The sequence below is a fragment of the Achromobacter xylosoxidans genome (assembly GCF_002192695.1).
In the GTDB taxonomy this organism is placed as follows: domain Bacteria; phylum Pseudomonadota; class Gammaproteobacteria; order Burkholderiales; family Burkholderiaceae_B; genus Achromobacter; species Achromobacter xylosoxidans_C.
On sequence record NZ_MTLG01000117.1, the window covers coordinates 36,374 to 50,011 of the forward strand.

The window sequence follows — 13,638 nt, forward strand, 5'->3', positions numbered from 1 at the left end:
GTACTCAGTCAGCCAGCGTCGTCAGGCGCTTTTCCATGGCGCGCATCTGCTCGTAGCCCATCAGCTGCATGATGTCTTCGATGCCGACCAGCAGGTCGGGGCGGTCCGCAGGCTCGCCGCTGGCAATCACGCCCTGCATGACCTGCAAGGCCTGGCGCATGCCGTGGATGGCGGCGGCGGGTAGCATGCGGGGCAGGCTGATGCGCTTGACGCCGATTTCCTTCAGCCGGGGCAGCGGAATCAGCGGCGTGGTGGGGCGGTTGCGGATGCCGAATCCCATGTTGATGCTGACCGGGATGCCGGCGGCGTCGACCAGGCGCTTGATGTCGTCCTCGGTGCGCACGGCGTCGGGAAACAGCATGTCGGCGCCGGCCTTGGCATAGGCGCGGGCGCGCTTGACCGCGCCTTCGATGCCTTCGATCGCCAGGGAGTCCGTGCGGGCGATGATGACGAAGTCATCGTCGCGCCGCGCCAGGCAGGCGGCCTCGATCTTCTTGACCATTTCCGCCTCGCTCACCACGTCCTTGCCGGGCATGTGGCCGCAACGCTTGGGGCTGACCTGGTCTTCGAGGTTGATGCCAGCGACGCCGGCTTCCTCGAACATCTGCACCGTGTGGTAGACGTTCACCGGGTTGCCGTAGCCGGTGTCGGCGTCAGCCGTGAGGGGAATGGCGACGGAGCGCGCGAGGTGGCGGCAATGGGTGACGTTTTCCGACAGGCCCATCACGCCGATGTCGGCGACGCCCAGCAGCGCATTCGACACGGCGGCGCCGCTGGTGCAGGCGGTCTTGAAGCCCGCGGCCTCGACCAGGCGGATGCTGTATCCATCGTACACACCGGGGGAGACGATGAAGGGTTCGTTCTTCAGCAATTGCCGGAACTGGTGGCGCGGGTTGTTCATGTCGTACTGCTCCAAAGGAATGTCAGGCAGCCGAGACAGGGTGCCCGGCGATGCCGGACGCCCCTTCGGCCAGATGTTCAAAAAGGTGTTGCGCCGCGCGTTCGATGTGCGAGCGCATGAGCGATTCCGCCAACTCGGCGTCGCGCGCGCGGATCGCGCGCAGGATCTGCCAGTGTTCGGCGTAGGCGTCGTCCTTGCGTTCCAGCACGGTGCCGGAATGCCGGCGGTAGACACGCAGCAGGTGGTAGAGGTCGCCGCAAAGGGCATTGATGATGCGGTTGTTGCCGCTGGCCCGCACGATGCGCTCATGGAAGTCGAAGACCCGCGGCGCGGACGCGCCGCCATTCGCCGCTTCCAGGCGGCGCTGACGGTCCTGTTCCAGCTCGGCCAGCAATTGCGCGATTTCGTCGTCGCTCATGCGGCGGGTGGCCAGGTTGCAGGCCACGCCTTCCAGCGCCATGCGCATCTGGAACAGTTCCAGCGCGGACTCTGCCGACAGCGTCACCACGCGCGCCTTGATGTAGGGCTCGCGCGTGATCAGCTGGATACCCTGCAGGCGGCGCACGGCCTCCCGAACCGGACCACGGCTGACGCCGAATTCTTGCGCCAGCGCGACTTCATTGATGACGCTGCCCGGAGCCAGCCGGCCCTGGTAAATCGCGTCCAGCACCTGGTCGAACACCACGTCGGCCAGCGGGCCGGAGGCGTCTTCCTTGGTGGCGATGGAGATCGTGGCGGTGTTCATAGTGTTGACAGCCTATCAAAGGAATTTAAAAAGTGTCAACTCTTTTGGAGTTGTCTTTGTTGTGAGCGAAGTGCTGGACTGCTATCGATATCATGGGTAATTCGCCTATTTTATCGAAGTATTTTCGGGTTATCCCTAGGCGAGAGAGGTTCGGTCAGCTATCTACACTTTCTTTGGCTCTTCTCTGAACTGTATTTATTGGGTCTAGTGTTCGGATATGCCCAGGCAATAGTGTTGACACTATTATTTCCTAGGCCGTAAGATGACCCAAGTTGAGATTTTCCCGATTACCGCTGCCATGATCCAGTCTTTCCCCTGTTGCGGCAGGACGCTGCGCTACGCGGACCTGTCCGCCGCCGCTCTTGCGGCAGGGCGCGACATCCACGCATATCCCTATGTCATCCGCGTGCTGCTGGAGAACCTGTTGCGTCATCGCGCCTGGGGCGCGGCCGTGCCCGAAGAGGAGATCGGCAGGCTCTGGGACTGGCGCGAGCACGTCGGCGCCGACCTGCCGCTGCATGTTGCGCGGGTGATCCTGCCGGATTCCAGCGGCCTGCCGGTGCTGCAGGACCTGGCGGCGTTGCGCGACGCGGTGGCCCAGGCCGGCGGGGACGCGGCGCAGGTGGACACCCGGATTCCCGTGGACCTGATCGTGGACCATTCCCTGCAGGTCGACCATTGGGGCGACGAGGGCGCGGTGCAGCGCAACCTGCGCCGCGAATTCGAGCGCAACGACGAACGCTACCGGTTTCTGAAATGGGCGCAACAGGCCTATAAGGGACTGCGTGTCATCACACCGGGCATCGGCATCATCCATCAGGTCAACCTGGAGTACCTGGCGCCGGTAGTCGCGCGCCAGTCCCGGGCCGATGGCGACTGGGCCTATCCCGATTTCGTCATCGGCGGCGATTCCCATACCCCCATGGTCAACGCCCTGGGCGTGCTGGGCTGGGGCGTGGGCGGCATCGACGCCGAGGCGGCCCTGCTGGGCCACGCCTACACATTCCCGATTCCAGAAGTGGTCGGGGTGCGGCTGCGTGGCGCCATCGAGGCGCCCGCGCTTACCACCGACGCCGCCCTGCTGATCACGCAGCAGTTGCGCACGGCGGGCGTGGTGGGCTGCATGGTCGAGTTCTTCGGACCCGCCGTGCAAGCGCTCAGCGTGCCAGAGCGCGCCACCATCGCCAACATGGCGCCCGAGTACGGCGCCACCTGCGGCTTCTTCCCGATCGACGGGCGCACGCTGGACTATGCCCGCATGACCGGGCGTGGTGACGAGCAACTGGCGCTGATCGAAGCCTATGCGCACGCCAACAGCCTGTGGCGCAATGCCGGGGAAACGGCGCCCGCCTATAGCCGCGTCATAGAGATCGACCTGTCCGCGGCACGTCCCAGCGTGGCGGGTCCGCGCCGACCGCAGGACCGCATGGACGTGGGCGAGGTCGCGGCGGATTTCCGCCGCCGCCTGGGCCAGCCGCTGGCCGAAGGCGGATTCGGCATGGACGCAGCCTCCCTGGCCGCGCATCCGCCGAGCCGCGCCGTCCTGGGCCACGGTTCCGTGGCGTTGGCGGCCATCACCTCCTGCACCAATACGTCCAATCCTGGCGTGATGCTGGCCGCCGGCCTGGTCGCGCAAAAGGCGCTGGCACTGGGCTTGAAGCCGCCGGCATGGGTCAAGCGCTCGCTGGCGCCTGGCTCGCGAGCGGTGACGCGCTATCTGGAATCCGCCGGCCTCCTGCAGGCCTTGCAGGCGCAAGGCTTCCACGTGATCGGCTACGGCTGCACCACTTGCGGCGGCAAGTCCGGTCCCCTGGATACGGCGGCGGCCGATGCCATCACCGAGGGCGGCCTGGTGGCTGCGGCGGTGCTGTCCGGCAACCGCAATTTCGAAGGCCGCATCCACAAGCTGCTGCGCGCCAACTACATCGGCTCTCCCGCCATGGTGGTGCTGTACGCGCTGGCCGGCAGGATGGATCTGGACTTCGAGCGTGAGCCGCTGGGGCCGGGCGCCGATGGCGCGCCCGTCTATCTGCGCGACGTCTGGCCCAGCCAGGAAGAGATAACGGCCTTGCTGCCGCTGGCCGCGGATCCCGCCCTGTTCGCCGAAGTCTATGACCCGGCGAACCTGGACAGCGCGATTTGGCGCGATCTGCCCGCGCCCTCGGGCCTGCGCTTTCCCTGGGACCCGGAATCGCAATACCTGGTGGAACCGCCATTCTTCAAGACCGAGCCGGGCCGCGATGCGCTGGCCGATCTGGAATCCAGCCTGACGCATGGCCGCGTGCTGGGCGCCTTCGGCGATTCGCTGACGACCGACCATATCTCGCCCAGCGGCGAGATCCCGGCGGATACGCCGGCAGGCGTCTACCTGATCGCCAAAGGGGTGGCGCCGCGCGACTTCAATACCTATGTGGCGCGCCGCTGCAATCATCATGTGATGACGCGCGCCACCTTCGCCAACATTCGCATCAAGAATTCCCTGGTGCCGGGCGTGGAGGGCGGCGTGACCCGCCATTTTCCCGACGGCCAGGACATGGCGGTGGTCGACGCGGCAGAGGCTTACCGGGCCGAGGGCGTGGCCAGCGTGATCCTGGGCGGCAAGGACTACGGCATGGGCAGCAGCCGCGATTGGGCTGCCAAGGGTTCGGCGCTGCTGGGCGTGCGCGCCGTGATCGCGGAGTCCTTCGAACGCATCCACCGCGCCAATCTGGTGGGCATGGGCGTGTTGCCGCTGGCCTTTGCGCCGGGCGAGGGCTGGCGCCAGCTGGGCCTGACCGGAGCGGAGATCCTGCGGTTCGAGAACGTGGCCAATGGGGTGCTCGAGGGCGAACCCATCACCGTCATCGCCGAGGACGGCGAGCGCCGCATCGTCTTCCTGGTCCAGGCGCAAGTGCTTACGCACGCCGAACGCAAACTCATGGCGGAGGGCGGCATCCCCGCCAGCGTCCTCAATGGCTTCTTGAACGATACGGCGGCCGCGAACGCGGCCCATTGCTGATAACGCGCATTTCCCGGGAAACACGACATCATGCTGGATCTCTTACTTACCAATGCAAGACTGTATTTGCCGCAGCAGGGGCTGACCGAGGGGGTGCTGGGCGTCATCGACGGCCGCATCGCGATCATCGCCGAGCCGGGCACCCCGCTGGAGGCACGCGAAACCATAGACTGCCAGGGTCTTTGGGTGTTGCCGGGCCTGATCGATCCGCACGTGCATTTCGGCTTCGGCTCGCCGGAAACCGACTTCGAAACCGAATCGCGCTTCGCCGCGCTGGGTGGAACCACCTCCGTGCTGTCCTTCCACCGTTCGGCGGACATCCGCGAGTCTTTTGACAAGGTGCGTGACCGCGCCCTGTCGCAAAGCTGCGTGGATTTTGGCTTTCATTTCGGCATCACCAGCAATCTGCACGTGGAGACGCTGGAGGAAATCTCGCGCCGCTTCAACGTGAATTCCTACAAGCTCTACATGATGTACAAGGGCGCCGCGGGCCTGTCCAAGGGCTTTACCGACATCGATGACGGCCTGCTGTATTCGGCGCTGCGCGCCACCGCGGCGATCCCGGGCGCGATCATGGGCGTGCATTGCGAAAACGTCGAAGTGATTCCCGTCCTGCGGGATCCGTTGCGCGCCGCCGGCCGCGACGACCTGAAAGCCTGGAACGAGCAGAGCCCGGACTTCCTGGAAGCGGAAAACGTACACCGCGTCTGCTACTTCGCGGCCAAGACCGGCGCCGCGGTCAATATCGTGCACCTGAGCAGCCGCGAGGCGCTGGACGAGGCGCGGCGCCACCGGCGCACGCCGGACGCGCCGCCCATCTATGTCGAGACCTGCCCGCACTATCTGTTCCTGAACGACGAATCGCCCGCCGGGACCTATGCCAAGGTTAACCCGCCCGTGCGCGGGCAGGAAGATGTGGACGCGATGTGGGAGGGCGTGCTGGACGGTTCCATCACCACCATCGGCACTGACCACGTGCCGCGTAAGCGCGCCACCAAGGACACCGACATCTGGGCGGCCAGCAACGGTTTCCCCGGCACCGGCCTGATGCTGCCGATTCTGCTGCATGAAGGCTATCACCGCCGTGGCGTGCCGCTGGAAACGCTGATGAAGGTCAGCGCGGAGAATTCCGCCCGCATCTATCAAATGCCGGGCAAGGGCAGCATCGAGATCGGCAAGGACGCCGACCTGGTGCTGGTGGACCCCGACCTGGAGCGCACCGTCGATCCCGCCACGCTCGAATCCAATTCCGATTACTCGCCCTACGAGGGCATGACCCTGAAGGGCTGGCCCGTGCGCACCCTGGTGCGCGGGCGCACCGTGGCGCTGGACGGCCGCATCACCGATGCCGCGCGCAGCAACCCGGGCGGCCGCTATCTCAAGCGTCTTTGAACTGAACCTACTCTCCATCTGGCAGGCACTACCATGAGCGAAACCAAGCGAATCTGGGACGATTTTCTGACCGAGCGCGACAAGCAGGTGCTGGCGCAGGCCGGCTATGGCAAGCGCGGCGGCTTCGGCAAGCGTCCGGCCCTGTTCATCATCGATGTGCAGTACAACTTCTGCGGCGATACGCCCCAGGACATCCTGGAAGGACTGAAGCAGTACCGCACCCATTGCGGCCGCGAGGCCTGGGATGCGGTGGCGCATATCGTGCCGCTGCTGGAGCTGGCGCGCGACAAGAACATTCCGGTCTTCTATACCGAAAGCGGCCGCCGCGCGGATCTGCTGGACAGCGGCGTGCAGGTGGGCAAGAACCATCGCGGTGGCGAGAAGACCGTGCTGGCCAATACCCACGCCACGCAGACCGTGGAGCCGCTGGCGCCGCGGCCGCAGGACATCCGCATCACCAAGCAGAAGCCGTCCTGCTTCTTCGGCACCATCTTCATGAGCCACCTGAACTTCCTGGACGTGGACACGCTGATCCTGGTGGGTTGCACGTCTTCGGGCTGCCTGCGCGCCACCACGGTGGATGCCTATTCGTACAACTTCAAGGTCATCATTCCCGAAGAGGCCGCGTTCGACCGTTTCCAGGCCAGCCATGCCATGAGCCTGTTTGACCTGAACTGCAAGTATGCCGACGTGATTCCGTCGCGCGAGGTACAGGACTACCTGCGCAACCTGCCCGCGCCCGCCGCGGAACAGGCCTGAGCCGCCCATGTCCATGACCGCCGGACCGTTGCCGGTCTACCTGCTGACGGGTTTTCTGGGCAGCGGCAAGACCACGCTGCTGTCGCGCCTGGTGCGCAGCCCGCGCTTTGCCGACACGGCGGTGATCATCAACGAGTTCGGCGAGATCGGCCTGGACCACATGCTGGTGGGCCGCGCCGACGATACCGACGTGGTGCTGCTGGATTCCGGCTGCCTGTGCTGCGCGGCGACCAGTTCGCTGCAGGACACGCTGGAGTCGCTCTATTACCGACGCCAGCGCGGCGAGATTCCCGCGTTCACGCGGGTGGTGGTGGAAACCTCCGGATTGGCGGATCCCTGCCCGGTCATCAATACGCTGGCGGCGGATCCGCTTATTGCCCGCCACTATCGCTTCGGCGGCGTGGTGGCGACGGCGGACGCGCTGCATGGCATGGCTGCGCTGGACGCGTACCGCGAAGCCAGCACCCAGATCGCCATCGCCGACCGCATCGCGCTGACCAAGGCCGATCTGGCCGATGAGGCCGCCATCGGCGCCCTGCGCGTCGTGTTGCGCGGCTATAACGCCAGCGCACCCATCCGCGCGGTGTCGCCGGACACCGTGGATGAGGATGCGCCCGAGCTGTTCGACGGACTGCGCGCCGAACATCTGGATGCCGCGGCGCTGAGCGCGGCGCCAACTGCGGGGCCTTTGGCGCACGTGTTGCGCTACGGAATCGTGTCCTATGCCTACACACAGAGCCGGCCAGTGGGCTGGGAGGACTACGCGCGCTGGACCAGGCATATGCAGCGCCAGGTCGGCGATCGGCTATTGCGTGCGAAGGGGCTCTTGCACTGGACGGACGGGACCCTGCGCGCCGTGCATGGCGTGCGGCATGTCTTTTCCGTGCCGGAGCCAGTCGCGGGGGCGGGGGGCGCGGAGCGCGCGGGCGCGATGGTCATGATCGTGCAGGACATGTCGGCGGAGGACGTGCGCGAGGCGATTCGGCCGCTCGGCTTGTGACGCCGCGCCGCTGACGTGCGAAGCGCCAGCGTTCAGGGGTGCGCGCCGCCGCCCAGATGCAGCGCCACCACTTCCGCATCCGCGCTGGCCAGCCCCGGATACCGCGTCCTGACCTGGGGATCGTGCCCCGGCACGATGTGGTCGGGCGATTCCGCAAATTTCAGCAGGATCTCGTAGCCCGCCAGCATGTCGGCGACGTTGTCGACGATGGGAAACGGTGCGTCCCGGCCCATGTTGTCGTAATAGTGGCTGGCGTCCGACGCCAACACCATCCAGCCGCGCACGGTATGCACGCGCACCGCCTGCAGTCCGCGGGTATGGCCGCCGATGTGCAGCAACTGCAGGCCCGGCGCGATTTCGTCATGGCCGTGGTAGAACGCCACGCGTTTGTCGTACACGCCCCTCACCACGTCGACCACGTCTTCCACCGCATAGGCGTGGCGCAGCATGTCGAAACGCATATTGCAGCCGCAGGCGTAATGCAGCTCGCTTTCCTGCAGATGCAGGCGGGCTTGCGGCAATTTTCGGATGTTGCCCGCATGGTCGTAGTGCAGATGCGTGACGATGACGTCGCGGATGTCCGCGGGCGTGATGCCCAGTTTTCCCAGCGCTTCTATCGGGCAGCGCAGAAACTCGCGTCCCCGAGCCCGGGCGGCGGCCTCGTTGAAGCCCGTATCCACCAGATAGACGCGTTGGCCGTTGCGGATGACCCAGACGAAGTAGTCCATGGGCATCGGACCGTCGTGCGGGTCCGGGGGCGTGATGAAGTTCTGGCTGCGCCTACGCGCCACCGTGGCGTAGCGCAGGGCATAGACTTCGTAGTGGGGCAGCGTCATGCGAGGGCTCCGGTTGCGCGCAGGACGGGCAGGATGAAGCCGCTACCCAGCCGTGCTGGCGCCCCGCTTTTTGGTTGCAGGACGCTCGTCTTCACTTTGGGAAGTCTCTTGTTGCTGGCGCTTGAGCACTTCGAGTGCAGTGCGTTCCGCGTTTGCGATATGGCTTTGCGCGGCGTTCTGCGCGCTTTGCGGGTCCCTGGCCCGGATGTGCCCGAAGATCTGATCGATTTCGGCCATGCTCTCGGGCAGGCGGTCGGCGCGCGCGAACGAAGTGGCGCGCAGCAGGTTGATGCGCGATAGCAGGCCGGGCAGCATATCCTTGACCAGATCGTTATCGCAGCCGCTCAGCAGTACGTCGTAGAACTCTCGCTTGGCCGCCAGCAGGGCCGATTTGTTGCTGCCCTTGGCCTGGCGGTGCAGAGCGTCGACGGCCTTGCCCAGGCGCTCGATGTCGGCGTCGCTTGCCAGCCGCGCGAACTCGTGCGCCGCATAGCCTTCGAGCAGTCCGCGCAGGGCATAGAGGTCACGGGCAGCCTTTTCGGTGATGCGCACTACGGTGGGGCCGCGGTGCGGCTCGATGGAGATCAGGCGTTCGGCTTCCAGGGTGCGCAGCGCCTCGCGCAGGGTGCTGCGGCTGATACCCAGCTGATCGCACAACTCTTGCTCGCGCAGGCGTTCTCCGCCCTTGAGCCGCCCGTCCATGATGGACGCTCGCAGGAACTCCTCCACGCGTATGCGCAGAGTGCTGGGCTTCTCGAATACCGCGCCTGTCTGGCTGGCCATTGCTATTTCTCGCTTATCCGGGCGGCAGGGTTCGAGTGGCGGCGCTGGTTCATGGCCTCGTCGTCCCGAATTGCCGTGTCAATGTAAAGACCCAATATATCCCGTCGACAGGCCGTGCTTGCCGGTCCATTCCCTGCGGCAATTATGGTGCGCCACATTTTCATAGTCAAGAATATTGTCAGACAATCAGACTATTGACGATTGCTGGAAAATTGCCTGACAATCAGACAAAACAAGCGGGCGCAAACCCATGTAGCGCCCTTCACCCCATCACAAAGAGGAACTCATGGCAGACATCAAATCCGAAACCCAGGCCCTGTTCGACCAAGGGCTGAACCTGCGCCGCGAAGTGCTGGGCACCGAGTACGTGGACGGTTCCCTGGCCCGCGCCAACGAATTCATGATGGCCTTCCAGCACATCACCACCGAATGGTGCTGGGGCTATACCTGGGGCCGTCCTGGCCTGGAAAAGAAGACCCGCAGCATGCTCAACCTGGCCATGCTGACCGCGCTGAACCGCCCGGCCGAGATCAAGCTGCACGTCAAGGGTGCGCTGAACAACGGCGTAACGGTCGAGGAGATCAAGGAAATCCTGCTGCAGGCCACGGTCTACTGCGGCATCCCGGCGGGGCTGGACGCGTTCAAGGTCGCCAACCAGGTGCTGGAAGAAGAGGGCGCCTTCAAGGAGTCCAAGGCATGAGCGCCCCGCAAGAACGGGTGGGCCTGATCGGCATCGGCAGCATGGGCTGGCCCATGGCGGCCCGCCTGGTGCAGGCTGGTTTTGCGGTCACGGTGTTCGACGCCGTGCCGGGCCAGGCCGCGAAGTTCGCCCAGGAAGTGGGCGGCCAGGCCGCCGCCACCTGCGCTGAATTGGCGGCGCAGTCCGACATCATCTTCACCATGCTGCCCACCAGTGGGATCGTCGAGCAGGTGCTGAACGGCGAACAGGGCGTGCTGGCGGGCTTGCGCCCGGGCGGCGTGATCGTGGACATGAGTTCCGGCGTGCCGGCGCATACCCAGCGCCTGGCGCAGGCCGTGGCTGACGCCGGCGGCGTCATGGTCGACGCGCCGGTTTCCGGCGGCGTGCCGCGCGCCCGCACGGGCGAGCTGGCCATCATGTACGGCGGACCTGCGGCGACGCTGGAACGGGTGCGTCCGGCGCTGTCCAGCATGGGCACGACGATCACGCCGGTGGGCGAGGTGGGCAGCGCCCACGCCATGAAGGCGCTGAACAACCTGGTGTCGGCTGGCGGCTTCCTGATCGGCGTCGAGGCCATGCTGATCGGTCAGCAGTTCGGCCTGGATCCGAACGTGATCGTCGACGTGCTCAACGCGTCGACCGGCATGAACAATTCCACCCAGAAGAAGTTCAAGCAGTTCGTGCTGTCGCGCCAGTTCAATTCCGGCTTCGGCCTGGACCTGATGGTCAAGGACCTGGGCATTGCGCTGGGCATCGCGACCGACACCGGCACGCCCACGCCGTTTGCCTCGCTGTGCCGCGAACTGTGGGCCTCGGCCGGCAAGACGCTGGGCAAGGGCCAGGACCACACCGCCGTCGCCCGCCTGTCCGAGCAACTGGCCGGGGTGGAGCTGGGCGCCAGAAAGCAAGATTGAAACCGCTGCGGCCGGATTGGCGTCCGGCCGCTCAGTGTTTTCCCGGACACTGTGCTTTACGCCAAATTTGTATGATGACATTATGACTTCAATTTCAGAAGGCAACGTCGTCATGCCCTTGGCATCCTTATCTCGCATGCTCGCCCCTTGTTCCGCCGGCGGGCGCCCATGACCGAAGAATCCCGCATCCGTGAAGAGATCTGCGCCGTCGGCGCCAGCCTCTACCACCGTGGCTATACCGTGGGCGCCGCCGGCAACATCAGCGCGCGCCTGGACGACGGCTGGCTGATCACGCCGACCGATGCCTGCCTCGGCAGGCTGGATCCCGCCGAACTGTCCAAGGTCGATGCCGCGGGCAGGCATGTGTCGGGCAGCAAGCCGTCCAAGACGCTGGAGCTGCATCGCGGCATCTACCAGGCCAGTCCCGGCGCCCGCGGCATCGTGCACACGCATTCCACGCATCTGGTGGCGCTGACGCTGGCGGGCGTGTGGCGGCCCGATGAAGTGCTGCCGCCCATCACGCCTTATCAGGTCATGAAGGTCGGCAGGATTCCGCTGATCCCTTATCGCCGCCCTGGCGATCCGCAAGCCGCCGCCGAGGTCGCGGCCGTGGCCAGCGAGGTGCGCGGGGCGCTGTTCGAGCGCCTGGGGCCGGTGGTGTGGGAGCGTTCCGTGGCGCATGCCTCCTACGCGCTGGAAGAGCTGGAAGAAACCGCCCGCCTGTGGCTGATGAGCGATCCCCGGCCGGCGCCATTGAGCACAGCGGCCATCGACGAACTGCGCGCCGTGTTCGGCGCGCGCTATTGAATCAAGGAATCGCGATGCCGCGCCTGGCCGCCAATCTCAGCATGATGTACACCGAGCATCCGTTCCTGGACCGCTTTGCGGCAGCCGCGGGGGACAGGTTCGCGGGAGTGGAGTTCCTGTTTCCCTACGAATATCCGGCCGCCGACATCCAGTCGCGGCTGCAAGCGCAGGGGCTGGCCCAGGCGTTGTTCAACGCGCCGCCCGGTGATTGGGCCGCGGGCGAGCGCGGCACGGCCTCGCTGCCCGGCCGCGAAAGCGAGTTCCGGCGCGGGGTCGACCTGGCGTTGGAATATGCCGCCGCGCTGGGCAACCGCAAGCTGCATCTGATGGCCGGACTGATACAGCCCGGGCAGGACCGTGCAGCGCATCGCGCGGTCTATCTGGAGAACCTCGCGTGGGCTGCGCGCGCCGCGGCATCCGCCGGTGTGACGGTGGTGATAGAGCCGATCAACACGCGCGATATTCCGGGCTTCTTCCTCAACCGCCAAGACGAGGCCCAGACCGTCTGTGCCGAAGTCGGCGCGGACAATCTGAAAGTCCAGTTCGACATCTACCACTGCCAGATCGTGGAAGGCGATATCGCGGTCAAGCTCAAGCGCGATATGGCGGGCATCGGCCACATCCAGATCGCGGGCGTGCCCGACCGCCACGAGCCGGACCTGGGAGAGCTGAACTATCCCTATCTGCTCGAGCAGATCGATGCGCTGGGCTATGCGGGCTGGATCGGCTGCGAATACCGGCCGCGAGCCGGCACCTCCGCCGGGCTGGGCTGGGCCAGGCCTTACCTGACACACACGGGGCATACCGCGACATGAAGATACTCATCACCGGCGGCGCCGGCTTCCTGAGACAGCGCCTGGCCCGCAAGCTGCTGGAGCGCGGCACGCTGGCGCTTGATGGCGGCAAGCCCGAAGCCATCACGCAAATCGATCTGTTGGACGTGGTTCAAGCACCAGGCCCGGACGATCCCCGCATACGTGCGCAGGTCGGCGACATCGCCGATTCCGCCGTGCTGCGGCAAGCCATAGCCACGGATACCCGCGCCATCTTTCACCTGGCCGCCATCGTCAGCGGACAGGCGGAAGCCGATTTCGATCTGGGCATGCGCATCAACCTGGACGCATCGCGCGCGCTGCTGGAGACCTGCCGCGCCCTGGGCCACAAGCCGCGGGTGATCTTCACCAGTTCGGTCGCGGTGTACGGCGGCGCGCTGCCCGACACCGTGCGCGACGATACCGCGCTCAATCCGCAATCATCCTACGGCACGCAGAAGGCCATCGCCGAACTGCTGCTGGCGGACTACACGCGGCGCGGCTACGTGGACGGGCGCGTGCTGCGCCTGCCCACCATCAGCGTGCGTCCGGGGCGGCCCAATGCGGCGGCTTCCTCGTTCGCCAGCGGCATCATCCGTGAACCGTTGAACGGCATCGACTCGGCATGCCCGGTGAGCGCCGATACGCGCCTGTGGCTGCTGTCGCCGCGCGGCGCGATCCAGGCCCTGATCGCAGGCTGCGAACTGGAAGCGGCCGCCGTTGCGGACCGTGCGCCGATCAATCTGCCCGGCGTGTCGGTCACGGCAAGCGAGATGGTGCAGGCGCTGCGCGAGGTCGCGGGCGACGAGGTTGCCGGCCGTGTCGGCTGGCAGCCCGACGAACGCGTCGAGCGCATCGTGGGCAGTTGGCCTGGCCGCTGGGACACCGCTCGGGCCGAACGCCTGGGTTTGCGCGGCGACGCCAGTTTCGCCGACATCATCCGCGCCTACATGGCCGACGACCTGACGCGCTGAGCGCGGGCCGCATTTCA

Annotated in this window: 13 protein-coding genes; 9 read left to right on the plus strand and 4 right to left on the minus strand. The window is 66.0% G+C overall.

All coding sequences use genetic code 11. The features are described 5' to 3' along the window. Window positions 1-4 precede the first annotated feature (4 nt). Complete coding sequence (locus tag BRO63_RS29260; RefSeq protein ID WP_088143140.1) at window positions 5-901, minus strand: isocitrate lyase/PEP mutase family protein; 897 nt, start codon at window positions 899-901, stop codon at window positions 5-7. Window positions 902-923: 22 nt separating this feature from the next. Continuing rightward, window positions 924-1,646 (minus strand): GntR family transcriptional regulator, encoded by a 723-nt coding sequence (locus tag BRO63_RS29265; protein WP_088143141.1) that lies wholly within the window; start codon window positions 1,644-1,646, stop codon window positions 924-926. Between the two features lie 298 nt (window positions 1,647-1,944). Here BRO63_RS29265 and acnA point away from each other — a divergent pair, with 298 nt between their 5' ends. From acnA to BRO63_RS29285, 4 genes are read left to right on the plus strand one after another with little or no spacing between them, the layout of a single operon-like run. Next, window positions 1,945-4,644, plus strand: a complete 2,700-nt coding sequence (acnA, locus tag BRO63_RS29270; RefSeq protein ID WP_088143142.1) for an aconitate hydratase AcnA — start codon at window positions 1,945-1,947, stop codon at window positions 4,642-4,644. Window positions 4,645-4,674: 30 nt separating this feature from the next. Then, the gene (locus BRO63_RS29275; protein ID WP_088143143.1) at window positions 4,675-6,036 is read left to right on the plus strand and encodes a dihydroorotase; all 1,362 of its coding nucleotides are present in this window, start codon (window positions 4,675-4,677) and stop codon (window positions 6,034-6,036) included. 33 nt (window positions 6,037-6,069) lie between these two features. Further along, window positions 6,070-6,795, plus strand: coding sequence for an isochorismatase family protein (locus BRO63_RS29280; RefSeq protein ID WP_059378098.1), 726 nt, complete (start codon window positions 6,070-6,072; stop codon window positions 6,793-6,795). Between the two features lie 7 nt (window positions 6,796-6,802). After that, complete coding sequence (locus BRO63_RS29285; protein ID WP_088143144.1) at window positions 6,803-7,795, plus strand: CobW family GTP-binding protein; 993 nt, start codon at window positions 6,803-6,805, stop codon at window positions 7,793-7,795. A gap of 32 nt (window positions 7,796-7,827) precedes the next feature. Here the strand turns inward: BRO63_RS29285 and BRO63_RS29290 are convergent, their stop codons facing one another. Both BRO63_RS29290 and BRO63_RS29295 read right to left on the minus strand, forming a co-directional pair. Next, entirely contained in the window at window positions 7,828-8,631 is an 804-nt protein-coding gene (locus BRO63_RS29290; RefSeq protein ID WP_088143145.1) for an N-acyl homoserine lactonase family protein, read from the minus strand. 42 nt (window positions 8,632-8,673) lie between these two features. Further along, the gene (locus tag BRO63_RS29295; protein WP_088143146.1) at window positions 8,674-9,414 is read right to left on the minus strand and encodes a GntR family transcriptional regulator; all 741 of its coding nucleotides are present in this window, start codon (window positions 9,412-9,414) and stop codon (window positions 8,674-8,676) included. A 286-nt stretch (window positions 9,415-9,700) separates the two neighbouring features. On the opposite strand from BRO63_RS29295, the gene BRO63_RS29300 reads away from it, so the two are divergent. From BRO63_RS29300 to denD, 5 genes are all read left to right on the plus strand, one after another. Further along, a complete protein-coding gene (locus BRO63_RS29300) occupies window positions 9,701-10,114 on the plus strand; it encodes a carboxymuconolactone decarboxylase family protein (protein WP_042796185.1) in 414 nt (137 codons plus the stop codon). Then, a complete protein-coding gene (locus BRO63_RS29305; protein WP_088143147.1) occupies window positions 10,111-11,028 on the plus strand; it encodes an NAD(P)-dependent oxidoreductase in 918 nt (305 codons plus the stop codon). Before BRO63_RS29300 ends, BRO63_RS29305 begins: the two co-directional genes overlap by 4 nt. A 168-nt stretch (window positions 11,029-11,196) precedes the next feature. After that, complete coding sequence (otnC, locus tag BRO63_RS29310) at window positions 11,197-11,835, plus strand: 3-oxo-tetronate 4-phosphate decarboxylase (RefSeq protein ID WP_088143148.1); 639 nt, start codon at window positions 11,197-11,199, stop codon at window positions 11,833-11,835. A gap of 14 nt (window positions 11,836-11,849) precedes the next feature. After that, window positions 11,850-12,650: a 2-oxo-tetronate isomerase gene (gene otnI, locus BRO63_RS29315; protein ID WP_088143149.1), complete on the plus strand. Its 801-nt coding sequence runs from the start codon at window positions 11,850-11,852 to the stop codon at window positions 12,648-12,650. After that, window positions 12,647-13,621: a D-erythronate dehydrogenase gene (gene denD / locus BRO63_RS29320; protein ID WP_088143150.1), complete on the plus strand. Its 975-nt coding sequence runs from the start codon at window positions 12,647-12,649 to the stop codon at window positions 13,619-13,621. Before otnI ends, denD begins: the two co-directional genes overlap by 4 nt. Window positions 13,622-13,638 lie beyond the last annotated feature (17 nt).

Bases quoted from the DNA above. Each gene is read 5' to 3' on its own strand.
- BRO63_RS29260 (WP_088143140.1), bottom strand. From the start codon at position 901: ATGAACAACCCGCGCCACCAGTTCCGGCAATTGCTGAAGAACGAACCC.
- BRO63_RS29265 (WP_088143141.1), bottom strand. From the start codon at position 1,646: ATGAACACCGCCACGATCTCCATCGCCACCAAGGAAGACGCCTCCGGC.
- acnA (WP_088143142.1), top strand. From the start codon at position 1,945: ATGATCCAGTCTTTCCCCTGTTGCGGCAGGACGCTGCGCTACGCGGAC.
- BRO63_RS29275 (WP_088143143.1), top strand. From the start codon at position 4,675: ATGCTGGATCTCTTACTTACCAATGCAAGACTGTATTTGCCGCAGCAG.
- BRO63_RS29280 (WP_059378098.1), top strand. From the start codon at position 6,070: ATGAGCGAAACCAAGCGAATCTGGGACGATTTTCTGACCGAGCGCGAC.
- BRO63_RS29285 (WP_088143144.1), top strand. From the start codon at position 6,803: ATGTCCATGACCGCCGGACCGTTGCCGGTCTACCTGCTGACGGGTTTT.
- BRO63_RS29290 (WP_088143145.1), bottom strand. From the start codon at position 8,631: ATGACGCTGCCCCACTACGAAGTCTATGCCCTGCGCTACGCCACGGTG.
- BRO63_RS29295 (WP_088143146.1), bottom strand. From the start codon at position 9,414: ATGGCCAGCCAGACAGGCGCGGTATTCGAGAAGCCCAGCACTCTGCGC.
- BRO63_RS29300 (WP_042796185.1), top strand. From the start codon at position 9,701: ATGGCAGACATCAAATCCGAAACCCAGGCCCTGTTCGACCAAGGGCTG.
- BRO63_RS29305 (WP_088143147.1), top strand. From the start codon at position 10,111: ATGAGCGCCCCGCAAGAACGGGTGGGCCTGATCGGCATCGGCAGCATG.
- otnC (WP_088143148.1), top strand. From the start codon at position 11,197: ATGACCGAAGAATCCCGCATCCGTGAAGAGATCTGCGCCGTCGGCGCC.
- otnI (WP_088143149.1), top strand. From the start codon at position 11,850: ATGCCGCGCCTGGCCGCCAATCTCAGCATGATGTACACCGAGCATCCG.
- denD (WP_088143150.1), top strand. From the start codon at position 12,647: ATGAAGATACTCATCACCGGCGGCGCCGGCTTCCTGAGACAGCGCCTG.